General features: G+C 66.1%; 14 protein-coding genes. 8 read left to right on the top strand and 6 right to left on the bottom strand.

Annotation, left to right across the window (positions count from 1 at the left end):
• Position 1: 1 nt before the first annotated feature.
• Positions 2–3,139, bottom strand: coding sequence for a discoidin domain-containing protein (locus J2T07_RS06610; RefSeq protein ID WP_430539322.1), 3,138 nt, complete (start codon positions 3,137–3,139; stop codon positions 2–4).
• Between the two features lie 76 nt (positions 3,140–3,215).
• Between J2T07_RS06610 and J2T07_RS06605 the strand changes: the two genes are divergently transcribed.
• Complete coding sequence (locus J2T07_RS06605) at positions 3,216–3,761, top strand: DUF2058 domain-containing protein (protein ID WP_306848409.1); 546 nt, start codon at positions 3,216–3,218, stop codon at positions 3,759–3,761.
• Between the two features lie 13 nt (positions 3,762–3,774).
• On the top strand, positions 3,775–4,761 hold the full coding sequence (locus tag J2T07_RS06600; RefSeq protein ID WP_306848408.1) for an NAD-dependent epimerase/dehydratase family protein: 987 nt from the start codon (positions 3,775–3,777) through the stop codon (positions 4,759–4,761).
• 74 nt (positions 4,762–4,835) lie between these two features.
• Here the strand turns inward: J2T07_RS06600 and J2T07_RS06595 are convergent, their stop codons facing one another.
• The gene (locus J2T07_RS06595; RefSeq protein ID WP_306848407.1) at positions 4,836–5,891 is read right to left on the bottom strand and encodes a bifunctional transcriptional activator/DNA repair enzyme AdaA; all 1,056 of its coding nucleotides are present in this window, start codon (positions 5,889–5,891) and stop codon (positions 4,836–4,838) included.
• Positions 5,892–5,966: 75 nt separating this feature from the next.
• On the bottom strand, positions 5,967–7,313 hold the full coding sequence (locus J2T07_RS06590; RefSeq protein ID WP_306848406.1) for an MFS transporter: 1,347 nt from the start codon (positions 7,311–7,313) through the stop codon (positions 5,967–5,969).
• A 154-nt stretch (positions 7,314–7,467) separates the two neighbouring features.
• Between J2T07_RS06590 and cyoA the strand changes: the two genes are divergently transcribed.
• The 6 genes from cyoA (at position 7,468) to J2T07_RS06560 (ending at position 13,544) form a co-directional block, all read left to right on the top strand.
• Positions 7,468–8,532, top strand: a complete 1,065-nt coding sequence (cyoA, locus tag J2T07_RS06585; protein ID WP_306848405.1) for a ubiquinol oxidase subunit II — start codon at positions 7,468–7,470, stop codon at positions 8,530–8,532.
• A gap of 70 nt (positions 8,533–8,602) precedes the next feature.
• Entirely contained in the window at positions 8,603–10,576 is a 1,974-nt protein-coding gene (cyoB, locus tag J2T07_RS06580) for a cytochrome o ubiquinol oxidase subunit I (protein WP_306849506.1), read from the top strand.
• 52 nt (positions 10,577–10,628) lie between these two features.
• Complete coding sequence (gene cyoC, locus J2T07_RS06575) at positions 10,629–11,204, top strand: cytochrome o ubiquinol oxidase subunit III (protein WP_306849505.1); 576 nt, start codon at positions 10,629–10,631, stop codon at positions 11,202–11,204.
• On the top strand, positions 11,201–11,596 hold the full coding sequence (gene cyoD, locus J2T07_RS06570; protein WP_306848404.1) for a cytochrome o ubiquinol oxidase subunit IV: 396 nt from the start codon (positions 11,201–11,203) through the stop codon (positions 11,594–11,596). Before cyoC ends, cyoD begins: the two co-directional genes overlap by 4 nt.
• Entirely contained in the window at positions 11,593–12,393 is an 801-nt protein-coding gene (locus J2T07_RS06565) for an SURF1 family protein (protein WP_306848402.1), read from the top strand. Before cyoD ends, J2T07_RS06565 begins: the two co-directional genes overlap by 4 nt.
• A gap of 221 nt (positions 12,394–12,614) precedes the next feature.
• Entirely contained in the window at positions 12,615–13,544 is a 930-nt protein-coding gene (locus tag J2T07_RS06560; protein ID WP_306848400.1) for a DUF535 family protein, read from the top strand.
• Between the two features lie 10 nt (positions 13,545–13,554).
• Here J2T07_RS06560 and J2T07_RS06555 read toward each other — a convergent pair whose 3' ends face one another.
• The 3 genes from J2T07_RS06555 to J2T07_RS06545 are packed head-to-tail and all read right to left on the bottom strand — an operon-like array spanning position 13,555 to position 17,597.
• Positions 13,555–16,011, bottom strand: coding sequence for a TonB-dependent siderophore receptor (locus tag J2T07_RS06555; protein ID WP_306849504.1), 2,457 nt, complete (start codon positions 16,009–16,011; stop codon positions 13,555–13,557).
• 30 nt (positions 16,012–16,041) lie between these two features.
• On the bottom strand, positions 16,042–17,058 hold the full coding sequence (locus J2T07_RS06550) for a FecR family protein (RefSeq protein WP_306848397.1): 1,017 nt from the start codon (positions 17,056–17,058) through the stop codon (positions 16,042–16,044).
• Positions 17,055–17,597, bottom strand: a complete 543-nt coding sequence (locus tag J2T07_RS06545; protein WP_306848396.1) for an RNA polymerase sigma factor — start codon at positions 17,595–17,597, stop codon at positions 17,055–17,057. Before J2T07_RS06545 ends, J2T07_RS06550 begins: the two co-directional genes overlap by 4 nt.
• Positions 17,598–17,683 lie beyond the last annotated feature (86 nt).

Genomic DNA, 17,683 nt, shown 5'->3' with positions numbered 1-17,683 from the left:
TTCAGTACTCCGCCATGAGAGTGCGGAAGGGCTTGGCGAGCCTCACGCCGTCGGCATCCCATTCCTTCACCGTCTTGCCATCGACGGTAACCTTCACGGGCTTCACCCGCCCGGGCCAGAACACTCGCACCGGCGTTCCGGCGCGAACGCCCGGGTCCAGTGTCACCGTGAAGGTTTTGCCGTCGCGGCGCGCGGTCATGCTCAACGATCCATAAGCGACGGGCAGCCGTGTTACCGAGAGGCCGTTTCCCGTCACCCAGGATGCGGGAACTCCCGGCAGAAGGTACAAACCATCGTCGGCTTCGCGCATCAGCATGCCGAAGATGGTGCGCGCATACTCGGAGCCGATCCAGGTATGCGGCATGTCGCCGAGGTAACCGGGATGACGCAGGCGCGAATGCACCACTTCGGCCCACATGTTCCATTCGGGCGGGCGGCGATCGCGAACGACGTCGGCGAGCAGTTCGGCGGCGTCGTCCGGCCGGTCGAGATACACGTAGGTCAGCACGTTGCGTAACTCGTACGGCGTGTATGCGAACAACTCGCCTGGTGTTTCGCGTTTGCGCACGTCGGCAAGGTAACGGTCGAAGGTCCTCACCAGCGCTTCGTGCGGCAAGACGTCGATCTGTCCCGCCGGATCGAGCCCGATCGACACGCTGGTGGGGTCGCCGTCACCCAGATCGGCGGCGGCGGGGATGGTATCGGAACCTTTCCAGGCCATCGTCGTCTCGATCGACTTGCGCAGCGATTCGCGCAGGGCCGCGTACTGCTCGCGCGCGTAGGCCGCCAGTTCCCTGTCGCCCCATTGCTCGGCCAGCCACGCGCCGTCATGCCAGCCCTTCAATGCCCAGTAGTCGTCCCAGTAGCTGTGCGTGGGGCTGGAGTAACCTTCGTGGCTGATCGATGGGGCGATGATCCCGTGGAAGCGTTCGGGCGCGGGCAGGTTCAACAGGTAGCCGGGCACCATCGTACGTTCACGCAGTTCCTGCATGAAACGCATGGCGGCACGGACCTTGGGCAGGTAGTCCTTCACGCTGGCGGGACCGCCACCGAAGCGGGCCACGTCGGCGACAAGATTGATGAATTCCCCTTGGCTGTCGTATTCGATGTCCGAACCGAAACCGCGGTTCACGCTGCCGTCGGCGTTGAGGATCGGCGAGACCAGGCCGTTCTCATGCACGGCATGTGCCGCATACCAGTCGAGATAGTCGCGAGCCGTCTTGGTCTCGCCCATGCGCAACAGGATCGACGCGGTCGCGGCGCCGTCGCGGATGAACGAGCGGTTGTAGTTGCGCGGTCCCGCCTGCATGGCGTGGCCGGTCTGGTTCACCAGCATGTATGCCGCCTGCGAACGCAGGATATCCACGAGCGATTCGTCCGGCAGCGAAATGCCCACGCTGCCGAGGCGTTTCTGCCACTCATCGGATACCTTGGCCGCCAGCGCGTCGTATCCGGCGGCGGTGAAGACGGAGCGATCGATCGCTGGTGGTTCGGGGAGGTGGCCGCTGGCATCGACCGGTGCGTTGCCGAGTGGGAACGCGAGGACGATATCGCGCGTCTCGCCGACGCCCAGGTGTACGCGGTAGCCGAGCAGGCCAGCGGCGAGGCCGTCCGGATCGTGGGCTTCCCGCGCGGCGGGCGCGGAACCCGCCGCCGCGTTCGCCGTGATTTCCGTCTCGCCATGCGCGCCGAATGGAGCGGCTCCGGCCTGGTCCACTGGCGTGAGCGAGGCCAATAGCGTCCGGCCTTCCACGCGCACGTTCGTGTTTGCGCCGGTGCCGGTGATCGCGATGTCGTGAATCGGCGATGCGCCACCATTTTGCCAGGGTGGATTGACTTGGATCGGACGTACGACCAGGGACAGCGTGCCGTCGACGACGGTGGCGCCGTCATTGTGCAAGCGGTGGCGCAGGAGGACGACGGGCTGTCCGTCGCCTTGCACCGCTACAGCCTCGCTGGTGATGGAGAGCCCCGGTTGCACGGTCCAGCTCACCGATGGCATGGGCTTCCAGCCGTCGCGCAACGCATGCGTCCGCTCGGCCCCGTCGGAGACGGCGGTGCGGCCCGATGCGTCGCGCCAGATGGCCTGGACCTGTGGGCCGCCCTTGAACGGTTCGATATTGCCGTACTCGTCGAAGATCGACTTCTGCAGCCCTGCCGGCACGCCAACGGCCGTCCAGTACACCTGCTGCATGTGCAGCGAGGAAGGGAACAGCGCGGCGTCGGTGCGTGAAGCGGCTACCTGGTAGCGCTTCATCGGCGTCATGGCGCGGAGAGGGCCGAGGAAGCGCAGGCGCTTGACCCGAGGCGTGACGCCATCCTTCGCGCCCACGATGAGACGCAACGCGCCGATGTCCCGCGCCTCGCGCGCGGCGAGGTAGGAGCTGTCACCGAGGCTGCCGGGGTCGCTGTCGAGGGTGGACCAGGTGCCCCTGGCGTCGCGTGCCTGGAGCGTGGCCCCGTCACGCGGTCCATCCCAGATGACCTCGAGGCCTGCGATATCCAGCGGACGGGACAGGGTGATGTCGAGTTGCCGGGTGCCGCCCGGACCCTTGCCGACGATCCCCCGTGCGTGGCCATCGGACCAGAGCGAGGCGCCGTCATTCTCGCCATCGAGGCCGGTGATACGGGCCGCATCGGCGGCCGCGAACGGCTCGAACTCGAACACGGACACGCCCCAGTCCGCCGTGCGAGCCGGCGCGGCGAGGCGTACGAAACGCGCCTCGGTGGCGGGAAATACGAGGTACTCCGTCCCGCCGGGCGAGTCGGTCACGGTGTAGACGGGATGGAAATCCTTGCCATCCATGGAGGTCTGGATCGAGTACGCGGCGGCGAAACCGCTGTCCCAATGAATCCGTACGCCGCCCACCTTCGCCACCTTGCCAAGGTCCACCTGGAACCACTGGCCCGGGCTGAAGGCGCCACCCCAGCGGGTGGTCTCATCGGTGTCGATCGCGTGTTCGGGCGCCAACGCGGGCACCTGTTGGGAAGAGCTGCTCGCCTTCCATTCCGAGCGTGGCGGCAACCGGTCTGCCGCGAACGCAGGGGTGGCGAGGAGTGCGGCCAGGGCCAGGCTCAGGCGCAGGGAGCGCGGGAAAAGGGGGGCGTGCATTCGGTCTACCTCCGGGGAGGCCACCAAGCCTAGGCACGTAACGCGATGTAACCAACCCTTCGGCGCTAGAATCGATGTCCCCGCGGGAAAAGAAACGTTCGCCATGCGCAATCCACTGCAGGAACAACTTCTCAAGGCCGGCCTGGTCAAGAAAGACAAGGCCGCCAAGATCGTGCGCGACCAGGCCAAACAGCGGCAGGGCAAGGCGCCGCCAGCCCCGGCCGAAGATTCCATCGACGCACGCAAATTGCAGGCGGAGCGTGCCGAACGCGACCGGGCGCTGGCTGCCGAGCGCAATGCCGAGGCCCGTGCGAAAGAAATCCGCGCCCAGGTGCGCCAGATCATCGAGACGACCAAGGTGAAGCGCGAGGGCGACAGCGCCTATCGTTTTCCGGATGGCGACAAGATCGCCAGCATCTTCGTCAACGACGCGCTCCGCGCGCAATTGGCATCCGGCGCGCTTGCCATCGCGCGTGCCGGCGAGGGCTATGAGTTGATTCCGCGCTTGCCCGCCGACAAGATCCACGCCCGTGCGCCCGATATGATCGTGCTCGACCACGGTCGCAAGGAGGGTGCCGCGGCGCCGTCGGAAGAAGATGTGGACGACTACTACAAGCAGTTCGTCGTCCCTGACGATCTTATCTGGTGAGGATGCGAAGGCGATGACCGTTCTCGTCACGGGTAGTGCCGGTCATCTCGGGGAGGCGCTCGTGCGGCGCCTGCGCGCGGACGGCCGGGCGGTGCGTGGACTCGATATCAAGCCTTCGTCGTACACGGATATCGTCGGATCGATCGCCGACGAGACCTTCGTGAACGATGCGATGTCCGGTATCACCCGGGTCGTCCACGCCGCGACGTTGCACAAGCCGCATGTGGCGACCCATACCAAGCGACAGTTCGTCGATACCAATGTCGGCGGTACGGTGGCGCTACTCGAGGCCGCGGTCGCGCATGGGGTGCGCTCGTTTGTGTTCACCAGCACGACGAGCGCATTCGGCGCGGCGTTGTCGCCCGCAGCGGACGAACCGGCGGCGTGGATCGACGAGGATGTCGTGCCCGTGCCGAAGAACATCTACGGCGTGACCAAGATCGCAGCCGAAGGCATGTGCGAACTGGTGGCGCGCAAGGAGCGCTTGCCGGTGCTCGTCCTGCGGACCTCGCGCTTCTTCCCCGAGGACGACGACAACGCAAGCGTGCGCTCGGCGTACGGCACGCTGAACATGCAGGCCAACGAACTGCTGTATCGGCGAGCCGATATCGAGGACATCGTCGAGGCGCATCTGCTTGCGCTCGACCGGGCGCCGTCGCTGGGTTTCGGCCGTTACATCGTCTCGGCGCCGACACCTTTTTCGCGGGGCGACGTCGCCGCTTTACGCCAGGATGCAGCCGCGGTGGTGCGAGGGTTGTTCCCGGAGGTGGATGCGCTTTATGCGGCGCGGGGGTGGAGATTCTTGCCGTCGCTGGACCGCGTCTATGACAGTACCCGCGCCCGTCGCGACCTTGGCTGGACACCGAAGCGCGATTTCGCCTTCGTGCTGGAATGCCTGCGGCACGGCGAGGATTTTCGTAGCGAGCTGGCGCGCGCTATCGGCGTGAAGGGGTACCACGACGAGGTGTTCGCGGAGGGGCCGTATCCGGTGCTGGGCTGAGGCAAGCTCCCTTCGCGGACAGGGTCCGCTCCCACCCGAGCATGAGCCCTGGTGAGAGCGGACCCTGTCCGCGATCAACGTACCGCGGCCTTCCTCTCGTGCCGCAACAGCCAGTCTTTCCGCCACAACCCTCCGCCATACCCGGTCAGCGACCCATCCGCCCCGATCACCCGGTGGCATGGGATGACGATGGCGATCTGGTTGGCCCCGTTGGCCCGGGCGACGGCCCGAACCGCCGTATGCCGTCCCGCGGCTGCCGCGATGTCCGAATAGCTGCGCGTCGTCCCCGGCGGAATGGCGATCAATTCGTCCCACACCGCCTTGGTGAACACCGAACCGTGCAGGGCGAGCGGCGTCTCGAAGGCCAGCCGGGTTCCGGCGAAATAATCGCGTAGCTCAGCCTCGATCCGGTCGATGACCGGCGTGCGGCCGAACGCGATCGTGGAGCGGCTTGCCTCGCGCAGCCGTTTCAACTCCGTGGGCAAGGCCGTCCGGTCGAAGAACTCGAGCAGGTGCAAGGCATGTGCATCGGCCACCGCCAGCATGCGGCCGATAGGCGTTTCGATCCAGTCGGCCTTGAGCAGTTCGCGCCCGCGTAGTTCGGCCGGGCTGTCGCCGATCAACTTGACGATGGCTTCGCGAAAGCCGCTGCCGGAGTCGTAGCCGGCCGATTGCTGGGCATCGATGACGCTCGCGCCCGCCGCGAGGCGGTCCATGCCGCGGCCTGCCCGGCGCAGGCGGGCCATGTCCAGGAAGGTAAGGCCGAGATGACGCTTGAACGCCCGGCGTACGGTGGAAGGATCGTAGCCGAGACCGATGAGGTCGTCCTCGGACCAGATCCGCTCCGGCTCGTCTTCCAGTCGCCGAAGCAGGGTCGACACCACGGGTTCGCGCTGGCCCACCGGGTCGAGGGGACGGCAGCGAAGGCAAGGCCGGAAGCCGGCTTCGAAGCAGCCGGCGACGGAGTCGAAGAAGCGGGTGTTCTCGAGCTTCGGCTTCCGCGCCGGGCAGGTGAGCCGGCAGAAGACACCCGTGCTGGTCACGCCGACGAAGACGTGGCCGTCATAGGCGGGATCACGCTCTAGCAGGGCCCGGTAGAGGGTGTCGTGGTCGGGGAGGTCGAAGAGCATGAGGCATAGGGTACGCCGTGCCGTACGGGCACGGCGCCGGAGATCGGGCGGCTATTTCGAGGAGGATCCGCTCCCTCAAGCCTTGTTGCGGTCCGTCTCGAATGCCTTGTTGATGCGCAACGCCAGCAGCGTGCAGGCCACGCCCGATAGCAGGTAGGCGCTTACGGCGACGAGGCCGAAGCGGGCGGACAGGCCCAGCGCCACCAGAGGGGCGAAGGCCGCGCCGATCAGCCAGGCGAAGTCGGAGGTCAGGGCCGCGCCCGTGTAACGGAACCGCTTGGCGAAGTTGGCGGTGACGGTGCCGGCCGCCTGGCCATAGGAAAGGCCGAGCAGGGCGAAACCGATGATCAGGAAGGCGTCCTGGGCGATCTTGCCGCCACCGAGCAGCCAGGGCGAGGCGATGGCGAACAAGCCGATCAGCACGGCCATCGTGCCAAGCGTGTTGCGGCGGCCGACCTTGTCGGCGATGACGCCCGAGGCCACGGTGGCCAGGATCGCCACGAAGGCACCGACGATCTGCACGACCAGGACGTCGTTGATGTCCTGCGAGCGGCTGAGGGAGATCCACGACAGCGGGAAGATCGTCACGATATGGAACAGGGCGTAGCTGGCCAGGGCCGCGAAGGCGCCGATGAACAGGTTGTAGCCCTGTGCCTGGATCATCTCGATGATGCCGATGGGCTCCAGCTCGCGCTCTTCCAGAAGCTGGGTGTATTCCTCGGTGACGACCAGGCGAAGACGGGCGAACAGCGCCACGACATTGATCGCGAACGCCACGAAGAAGGGATAGCGCCAGCCCCAGCCGAGGAAGTCTTCCCGGGACAACTGGGTATTGAGGAAGAGGAACAGCGAGGCGGCGATCAGGAAGCCGGTCGGGGCGCCCAGCTGGCCGAGCATGGCGTACCAGCCGCGGCGGTTCTTCGGCGAGTTCAGCGAAAGCAGGGAGGGCAGGCCATCCCAGGAACCGCCGAGCGCAATGCCCTGCAAGAAGCGCAGCACCGACAGAATCACAATGACCGTGTAGCCATTGGATGTGTTCGCCGGCAGGAAGGCGATGCAAACCGTGGAGGTGCCCAGCAGGAACAGGGCGGCGGTAAGCTTGGTTCCCCGGCTCCAGTTGCGCTGGATCGCCATGAACAACGTGGTGCCTATGGGGCGCGCGATGAAGGCGAACGAGAAGATCGTGAAGGCCAGGAGGATCCCGTCCAGCTGGCTCAGGAACGGAAAGAACACCGACGGGAACACGAGGACGGACGCGATGCCGTACGTGAAGAAGTCGAAGTATTCCGAAGCCCGTCCGATGACCACGCCCACGGCGATCTCGCCGGGGGCCACGGCGGCGTGGCTGGTCTGGTGCTGGCGGCGGACGTCGTTCTCGGCGCCTTCCGCGGCATTGTGATGGGCGTGTGAAATGCTCGACATCGTATTCGGCCCGCTCGGGGAGGTGGATGGCAGGATAGCCAAGGATCGCACTACTCGGCTTGCAGGGCCATGGGACAAAGTGTCCTATGGCCTGCGCAGGCGTATCGGCGTATTTTTTCGTGTCCCCACGGTTGCCTCCATCATGCGAATGTCCATGAAGATGTTGCGCGGATTGCTGATCCCCGCCCTCGCCTTGCTCTTGTCGGGCTGCGATGCCGTGCTGCTGTCCCCCTCCGGCGACATCGCCCGGCAGCAGCGCGACCTGATCATCATTTCCGTGGTGCTGATGCTGATCATCATCGTCCCGGTGATCGCGATGACCTTGATCTTCGCCTGGAAGTACCGGGCGTCGAACGAGGCGGCCCGTGCCGAATACTCCCCCGATTGGAACCACTCCACGGTACTGGAACTGCTGATCTGGGCGGCACCCCTGTTGATCATCATCGCCCTGGGCGCCGTGACCTGGACCAGTACCCACAAGCTGGACCCGTACCGTCCCCTGGAGCAGGTCTCCCAGGGCCGCGCCCTGGCCCCCGGCACGAAGCCCCTGGTGGTCGAGGTCGTGGCGCTGGACTGGAAGTGGCTGTTCCTCTATCCGGAACAGGGCATCGCCACGGTGAACGAGATGGCCGCCCCGGTGGATCGCCCCATCGAGTTCCACATCACCGCCTCGACCGTCATGAACGCGTTCTTCGTGCCCTCGCTGGCCGGCATGATCTACGCGATGCCGGGCATGGAGACAAAGCTCCATGCGATCATGAACAAAACCGGCGATTTCGAAGGCATTTCAGCCAATTACAGTGGCGCCGGCTTCTCCGACATGCGTTTCCGCTTCCATAGCCTGTCCGACGCCGATTTCGACGCCTGGGTGGCGAAGGCCAAGGCGAGCGCGGACCAGCTCGGCCGCGAGGACTACCTCAAGCTCGAACAGCCGAGCGAGAAGGAACCGGTCCATTACTACGGCACGGTCACCCCCGGCCTCTACAACGCCATCCTCAACCGCTGCGTCGAATCCAACCGCATGTGCATGAACGACATGGCGGCGCTCGATGCGCGTGGTGGCCAGGGCGTGGTCGGTGCCTACAACGTGACCTCGCTCGATGCCGCGACCCGCGCGCGAGTGGGCCTGGCCGACGCCCGTCAACGCTATGTCGGCGCCCTGTGCGTCGGCAACGGCACCGCCGGCCAGCCGATGACACCTGCCGGACGTCCGCTCTAAGAGCGGCGGCCTCCTCAGAATTCAAGCCTTGCCGAGTCCGGTAATGAACATGCCCGATCTAGCCAAACTGATCTTCGGACGCCTCACCCTCGAGGCGATCCCATACCACGAGCCGATCCTCGTCGGTACCTTCATCATGGTCGCCATCGGCGGCATCGCGCTGCTTGCCCTGATCACCCGGGCGAAGCTGTGGGGCTATCTGTGGAGCGAGTGGTTCACCAGCATCGATCACAAGAAGATCGGCATCATGTACATGGTGTTCGGCATCGTGATGCTGCTGCGTGGCTTCGCCGACGCGCTGATGATGCGCGCCCAGCAAGCCGTCGCCTTCAACGGCAATCCCGGCTTCCTTCCTCCGCACCACTACGACCAGATCTTCACCGCCCACGGCGTGATCATGATCTTCTTCGTGGCGATGCCGCTGGTCACCGGCCTGATGAACTACGTCGTGCCGCTGCAGATCGGCGCGCGCGACGTGGCCTTCCCGTTTCTCAATAACTTCAGCTTCTGGATGACGGTCGCCGGCGGCTTGCTGGTGATGGCCTCGTTGTTCGTGGGCGAGTTCGCCCGCACCGGCTGGCTCGCCTATCCCCCGCTGTCGGGGCTGGCTCAGAGTCCGGATGTCGGGGTCGATTACTACATATGGTCGCTACAGGTGGCCGGCGTGGGAACGACCCTCTCCGGCATCAACCTGATCGCCACCATCGTGAAGATGCGCGCGCCGGGCATGTCCATGATGAAGATGCCGATCTTCACCTGGACCTCGCTGTGCACGAACGTGCTGATCGTGGCGGCCTTCCCGGTGCTTACGGCGGTGCTGGTGCTGCTCTCGCTCGACCGCTACGCGGGCACCAACTTCTTCACGAACGACTTCGGCGGCAACGCCATGATGTACGTGAACCTGATCTGGATCTGGGGCCACCCCGAGGTCTATATCCTGGTGCTTCCGGTCTTCGGCGTATTCTCCGAGGTCGTCTCCACCTTCAGCCGCAAGCGCCTCTTCGGTTATGCATCGATGGTGTACGCCACGGTGGTCATCACCGTGCTGTCGTACCTGGTGTGGCTGCACCACTTCTTCACCATGGGCTCGGGCGCGAGTGTCAACTCGTTCTTCGGCATCACCACGATGATCATCTCGATCCCCACGGGCGCGAAGATCTTCAACTGGCTGTTCACCATGTACCGTGGCCGCATCCACTTCGAGGTGCCGATGCTGTGGACGGTGGGATTCATGATCACCTTCGTGATCGGTGGCATGACCGGCGTGATGCTGGCGGTGCCGCCGGCCGACTTCCTGCTGCACAACAGCCTGTTCCTGATCGCGCATTTCCATAACGTGATCATCGGCGGCGTGATCTTCGGCCTGTTCGCCGGTATCAACTACTGGTTCCCGAAGGCCTTCGGTTACAAGCTGGACCCGTTCTGGGGTAAGTGCTCGTTCTGGTTCTGGCTGGTGGGTTTCTACCTGGCCTTCATGCCGCTCTACGTGCTCGGTTTCATGGGCGTCACGCGCCGCATGAACCACTTCGAGGACCCGTCGCTCGCCATCTGGTTCCGCATCGCCGCCTTCGGCGCGGTGCTGATCGCGCTCGGCATCGGCTCGTTCCTGGTCCAGCTGTGGGTCAGCTACAAGCGTCGCGACGAGTTGCGCGATGTCACCGGCGATCCGTGGCATGGCCGTACCCTGGAATGGTCGACGTCCTCGCCGCCGCCGGAATACAACTTCGCGTTCACCCCCATCATTCACGAATCGGATGCGTGGTGGGACATGAAGGAGCGTAACGCCGGTCGCCGCACCGATGGCTACCTGCCGATCCATATGCCGAAGAACACCAGCGCCGGCATCATCATCGCTGGCTTCGCCTTCGTGCTTGGTTTCGCCATGATCTGGCACATGTTCCTGATCGCCGGTATCGCCTTCGTGGCGCTGCTGGTGACCGCGATCGGCCATACCTTCAACTACAAGCGCGACTACCACATCCCCGCCGATGTCGTGGCCCGGACCGAGGCCGCCCGCACGGAAGAGCTTGCCGCCCATGTCTGATATGAACGCCACGCCCTCCGCCGCCGTCGCGGACCAGGACCTCCAGTTCTGGATGAAGGAAGACCACCACCCGGCCAACGGCACGCTGCTCGGGTTCTGGATCTACCTGATGAGCGACTGCCTCATCTTCGCCTGCCTGTTCGCCACCTATGGCGTGCTTGGCCGCAGCTACGCGGGCGGTCCTTCCGGGGCCGACCTCTTCGAACTGCCGCTGGTCGCGATCAACACGACGATGCTGCTGCTGTCTTCGATCACCTACGGCTTCGCCGTGCTGGAGATGCAGAAGAACCGCAAGGGCACGATGATGGCCTGGCTGGTCGTCACCGGGCTGTTCGGCGCCACCTTCCTCGGCATCGAGCTCTACGAGTTCGCGAACCTGATCCACGAAGGCGCGGGTCCGCAGCGCAGCGCATTCCTGTCGTCGTTCTTCACCCTGGTCGGTACCCACGGCCTGCACGTGACATTCGGCATCATCTGGCTCATCACCTTGTTGTTCCAGGTGGGCCGTTTCGGGCTCACACCGGCCAACAAGCGCCGCATCATGTGCCTGTCGATGTTCTGGCATTTCCTCGACGTGGTCTGGATCGGCGTCTTCACCTTCGTTTACCTGATGGGAGTGCTGCCGTGAGCGCGCACATCGAATCGCACGATCACCACGACCATGACGACGGTCACAGCCACAGCACCTTGAAGGGCTACATGACGGGGTTCTTCCTCGCCGTGGTGCTGACGGCCATCCCGTTCTGGCTGGTGATGGGCAAGGTCATCCCGAACTCGCAGACGCTGGCGGTGGTGATCCTCACCTTCGCCGCGATCCAGATCGTGGTTCACATGATCTACTTCCTGCACATGAACACGAAGTCGGAAGGCGGCTGGAACATGCTGGCGCTGATCTTCACACTGGTGCTGGTGGTGATCACGCTTTCCGGTTCGATCTGGGTCATGTTCCACCTCAACTCGAACATGATGCCGGGCATGTCCCATGACATGACCGAGCAGCAGGTGAAGAACCTTCCTTGAGCACGGAAGGCGCCGACGACACCACGACGCCGCGCCGACCGCGCGGCGTCTTCGTTCTGGGCCTGCTGGCCCTGCTGGGTGCGCTGTTGTTCGCGGGGTTCGTCGCGCTGGGCGTCTGGCAGGTACAGCGCCGGGCGTGGAAACACGACCTGGTCGCCCGCGTGGATGCGCGGGTGCACGCGCAACCGGTGGATGCGCCTGGCCGCGGCCAATGGCCGGTGGTGAGCGCGGCCAACGATGAATACCGTCGGGTGAAGCTCATCGGCCGCTTCCTGCAGGACAAGAGCGTGCGCGTCCGCGCGAGCACCGAACTCGGCATGGGCTCGTGGCTGCTGACGCCAATGCGCTTGCGCAGCGGCGACGTGGTGATCGTGAACCGTGGTTTCGTTTCACCCACCTGGTGCGGGGGCAAGGCCACTTGCACCCCGGGGCCGTCGGGGGAAATCTCGGTCACCGGTCTGCTTCGCGTCAGTGAACCGAAAGGCGCGTTCCTGCAGCCGAACCGGCCGGCGGAGGATCGCTGGTTCTCGCGTGACGTGGCCGCTATCGCCACGGCGAAAGGTCTCGGCGACGTGGCGCCCTATTTCGTCGATGCCGATGCGGCATCATCGCCGGGGCGCGGCGAAGGCAACGACGGTCCGGTCGGCGGACTCACGGTTATCGCTTTTCCCGACAACCACCTGATGTACGCCATCACCTGGTTCACCATGGCACTGCTGACCCTGCTGGCAGCATGGATCGTCTGGAAAGACGAACGACGCAAACGGAAGGACGAACGGCGCGAGCCCCGCGCCTGACCCCTCCCGGTGGGGACCAGTCAAATCCTGGTGGGAGCCGACCTTGCCGGCGATCCCGCGGCAGCGGGCCAGGTTGCGGCAAGCACCCGTCGCCGACAGGGTCGGCTCCTACCAGGGCCTGAGGTCGGTTCCCACCAAAGCCTGAAGTTGTCTCCCACCAGACATAAGCCATTTCCTCAGCCTGGCATTTCAATTTCCGGGCCGCCGCACGTCTTGTAGGTATGCAGCCCCGCTACCCCCACAGCGCGCCCTTCGACGACCTGCCGCTAGGCTGGACGTCGCCCCGCCAGGATCGCGGCCCCCTGGGCCTGGTGTTCGACCATGCGCGACGGCGCGCGATCTTGCGACGTTCCCGGCCGATGCCGGAGCGTCGGCTCGCCTACCTCTTGCGCACGCTCACGGCATTTCGCCGCCAGGCCCAGTGGCTTCGGTTGGTCGGGTCATCGCGCGCCATGCGGGCCGCCGCCGAGTTCAACCCGCGGGTGTACGAGCGCTGGCAGTCGCACTACATCTCGCGGTCTTTCGATCTCGACGCCCGCGCGCGGCTCATCGAAGCCCACTATCGCTTCGTGGCGCGCGAGTTCCCCGAGCGCTTGAGCAACCGCCTGCTCAAGGGCCATGACGTACGCCTTGCCACGCTGCCGCTCGGCGATGGCGAAGTGGCCTATCTGCATGCGCGCGCCCCGGAAAGCGAGTGCACCGGTGAGCTCGGGCTGTACCTGCTGAACGGCGACAAGGAGGTGATCTCGTCCTGCGCGATGACCTTCGGCGGTGCGGAGGGGCTGCTCGTCGGCGCCATGCGTGGCTCATGGGCCTATCTGGGCCGTGGCGCGATCGCCCGGTTCAGCCGGGCCAGCGGTGGGCTGCGCCCGCGTGACCTGCTGTTGGCGGTGGTGCGTGCACTGGCCACGTATTACGGCGTGGAGCGAGTACGCGGCGTGTCTTGCGCGGCGCATCCGCTGGACCGCCGTGCGGGCGTGACGGCCGCTTCGTACGACAGGTTCTGGCGCCGGCACGGCGGCGTGCCGGGTGCCGATGGCTGCTACGACATCCCCCGCCTCGACAGGTCCAGCGGACGTACCGAGCGCGACACCTTCCGCCGCGAGGCATGCGAGGTCGCGCTGAAGGCGTTCGCTAAATCGGTTGGCTGAATCCGGACGGTTAGAAGTCGTAGGTGCCGGTGAGCAGCACCACACGCCCCTGTCGTATCGGTACGAAGGTTTCGTCGAAGTTCACGGCATATAGCGTGCGCGCAAAGAGGTTCTTCACGCCGAGCGTGAGCCGCCAGTGCTCGCCGTAGCGCGACACGTTGGTTTCCACGCTGGCCTGCCCGGGGATGCCGAAATATCGCCCGTCCGAACTCGTGCGGCCGAGGCTGCGGCTGCGGGCGAGAATGCCGGCCGCCACGCCCCACGGCTTCACCGCCCCCTCGCCGAAGCGGTAACTCGCCCATACGGCCGCCTGGTGCTTTGGCGCCCCGGTCGGCCGGGTGTCGTCGTGGTTGCTGATGTGTGCTTCGGTGAGGCTGGCGAGCACGTCGAGCCCGGGCGCGACCTGTCCCGCGAACTCCAGTTCCAGGCCGCGGTTGGTCTGGCCCGGCCCTGGCGTCGCGAAGAAAGGAGGTTCGGGCGAGACGAGGTCGATGCTGTGGTCGACGTGGATGCGGTAGAGCGCCGCCGTCAGGCGTGCGCGTTGGTCGAACAGGTCGAACTTCGCACCGAGTTCAATCTGGCGCGAGGTGGCGACCGGTAGCGGTTGGCCGTCCTTGCCGAGCAGGGGATCGGGCTGGAAGCCGGTCGAGGAATCGGCATAGAGGGCAACGGTGGGCGAGAGCTTGTAGACCACGCCCAGCTTCGGGATCCAGCGCGATTTATGCACCCTGCGGGGCGAGCCGTCCTGCCAGCGGGTCTCCAGTTCGTACTGGGTACGGCGCAGCGCCACCAGCACGTTCCACTGCTCGCCGATGGCCATCTGGTCCTGGAGGTACAGACCCGCGTTGGTCTGCCACGAGCCACCGAGCGCTTGCACCGTGGTGCTGACCGGCGCCACCAGCGCGTTGAACTTCGCGGAAAAATCGCTGCTGCTGCGCAAGTTGTAGGCAAGCGGGCGGGTGACGATCACGGCGTCGCTGCTCGATGTGTCCGCCGTGACGCCTTCCTCGGTACTGCCGCTGCCGTTGTCGCCGGCATGTGTCCGTGCCAGGTCCAGCCCCATCAGCAAGGTGTGCGTGACGTCGCCATGCCGAAACGTTGTGCTGAGGTCGTTCTGCCAGGTCCAGTAGGTTCCCGAATAGCGGAAGCTGCGATCCACGGCGTCCAGCGCCCCGGCGAATCCGCTGGCGAGATAGGACTGGCTGCGGCCATCGCTGCGCTGGCGCACGTACTGGCCCTGGCTGTGAAAGGTCCAGTCGTCGCCGAATTCATGGTCCAGTTCGAATACCGCCCGGCTCGTGCGGTAAGTCGATTCGTCGGCGGAATCGCCGGACAACGACCGGTAAGGCCGTGCGGTGGACAGGTCGGGGCCCAGCAACACGGTGTGGTCGGGCCCGGGGACGCGATTGTCGACGAATTCCAGGCCGCCCATCACCCGCGTCTGTTCGCCCTGCCACGCCAGTGACGGAGCCAGGTACGCACCGCGGCCGCCGCCAAAGCCCTGCGGCGTCTTCTCGCCGCGCTGCCCCGCCGCGACCAGCCGATAGGTGACGCTGCCGTCGTTCGAGGCGGTCCCTGCGAGGTCGAGGCCGAGCCGTGCGCCGTCGTATTCGCCCAGCGAATAGGTCAGCGTGCGCACGGGCTGGGCCTGCGGCCGCTTCATCACGACGTTGATCGATCCGCCGAAATTGTTGTTCTGCGAGGCATCGCCAAGGATGGCCTCGGGGCCACGGAGCACTTCCACACGCTCGATGCCGATCAGCGGGGGAAGATCCTCGGTGCGGGCGATACCGTTGGGCATGCCGTCGGTCAAGCCGTGGCCGGCGTCGAAGCCGCGGATCAGGAAGAGCGGCGAGCCACCATAACCATCCACGTACTGCACTCCCGCCACGTAGCGGGCGACGTCGCCGATATCCACGGCCTGCTGCGATTCGATCACGTCCCTGGTCACCACGGTGACCGACTGGGGTACATCGGTGAGCCTCGCCTCGCTGCGCGTGACGGTGCGCGTGGTGTCGGCCTTGAAGCCCGTGTCGGAAACCAGCCCTTGCACGTCCACGGTGGCCAGCGGCACGACGGTGCCGGGATCGAACGCGACGTCGGGGTCCACCGGGGCGGGGGTCGCGTTGTCGGGCTTCTGCCGCTGCCGGACCACGACGGTGCGCGTGTCGTACGACTCGCGTTGCAGGTCGGTGCCCTCGAGCAGTTCGTCCAGCGCGGCATCCGGAGTCAGTACGCCCTGGGCGCCACCCGAACGCCAGTTGGCGATCGAGCCGGACGCGGTGAGGACCTGCACGTTCGCTTGTTTGCCCCAGGCCAGCAATGCCGTGGCCAGCGGTTGCGGCGCGATGGCGAATGGCATGGGGCCGGAAGGGCCGTCGGCAGGTGCTTCGGCCGCCCCGGCCGCATGCGCCGCGAGAGCCAGCGCGAGCGCGCCGGTGAGTGCGCGCCGGCGCCCGCGAAGCATGTACTGCAAGACTTGCGGCCCTTGTGGTCTTCAGCGCGGCGGGATGCTCCGCGCCATCGTGGTCTGGCGAGCGAGTTCCAGCCGGTCGGGGTAGGTGTCGACACGGACCGGGAAGACTCGCGGCAAGGCGGATACCCAGCTGTCGATGGTATCCACCTCGACCGTACCGGTAAACGTCAGCTTGCCGAGGGCAGGATCGGCGAGCCGGATCGGCCGCGCGCTGTAACGGTTCACGTTTTCGATCACCGAGGACAAGGGCTCGTTGACGAACTCCAGGCGATGCCCGCGCCAGGCGGTGGCGCTCGCGGGGTCGATGTCGAGGATCCGCATCGCCTGCGTCTCAGGATCGAAAGAGACCTCGCGTCCCGCTCCCAGTTCGATGGTGCCGGCGTCGCCCTGGGTGGCCATGGGCGAAACCCGCACGCGGCCTTCGGTGACGGCGACAGTCACCCGGTCGCCGGTGCGGCGTACGTTGAAGGCGGTGCCCAGGTCGAGGATCTGCAGCGGCCCTGCGTGGACGACGAACGGCCGCTCGGCATGCGCGACGCGGAAGAAAGCCTCGCCTGCTTCCAGGTCGACGGCGCGCTCGTCGCGTCCATAGCGTGCGGTGACCGAGCTGGCCCCGCCCAGTTCGATGCTGGAGCCGTCGGGAAGGTCGATGTCGCGGTGGCCCGCCCGCTCGCTGACGTATTGCCGCGGCGCTTCGCCCTGTCCATGCCGCAAGGCGAGGAACGCACCCGCTCCGACCACGGTGAGCAGCACGCTGGCCGCCAGGGCCAGAGCGGCGCGCGGGTACATGCGCCGTGCCCGCCGGGGCGGGGCGAAACGGTTGGCGAAGTCCTGGCGGCTCGCCGCATCCATGGCGCCGGCGGCCTCGGCCAGGGCGGACGCCCGGTCGAAGGCTTCCGCATGGCGTGGGTCGGCCTCCAGCCATTCGCTCCACTGGAGCAGGGCAGGATCGGGCAGCCCGGGATCGCGCAGACGCGCCCACCAGTCGGCGGCGGTGTGCTCGATCTGCCGATCGGGGGTATAGGCGGTCGTGGTCATCGGAAGTTCTCCGCGCGGTCGCGGCGTTCACGGCAATGCGCCAGGGCATTGCCGACGTGATAGCGCACCATGCGCTCACTGAGATTCATCTCACGCGCGATCGTGGCGAAATCCCGCCCCTCGATCACATGCATGACGAAGGCGCGGCTGGTCTTGGGGGGCAATTCGTCGAGTGCCTGGCGCAGGTCGCGCCATTGCTCGTGGGCCGAGGCGTGTTGCTCGGGGATCGGCGTGGCGTGCCAGTTGTCGCCGTCGGGGTCCGCGGGTGCCGAGGCTCGCACGTTACGCATGCGCAGGCGGTCCACGGCGAGGTTGGAGGCAGCCCGGAACAGGAAGGCGCGTGGCGAGTCGATCACGGTCGCGCCGTCCAGCGAGAGCAGCTTGAGGTAGACCTCCTGGGCCACTTCCTGGGCATCCGCGAGCGAGTTGAGCCGGGCCCGCAGGAAACCCACGAGTGCCGCGTTGTGCTCGCGGAACAGGGCCACCACCTGGGTGGCGCGCGTGCCGCCGGGCGGCGTACCCGCCTCGGATGAATCCATGGTTTGCCTGACCGCGTTCATGGCTGGAGATAAGCGCTATATGGTCGCACGGTGGGAAATCGACGCCCGTACGGGCAGGGACGAAC

Origin of the sequence: Luteibacter jiangsuensis (assembly GCF_030812295.1) — a bacterium.
In the GTDB taxonomy this organism is placed as follows: domain Bacteria; phylum Pseudomonadota; class Gammaproteobacteria; order Xanthomonadales; family Rhodanobacteraceae; genus Luteibacter; species Luteibacter jiangsuensis_A.
Note: the sequence above shows the minus strand (reverse complement) of the source record. Positions and strands in the feature narration are given on the sequence as shown.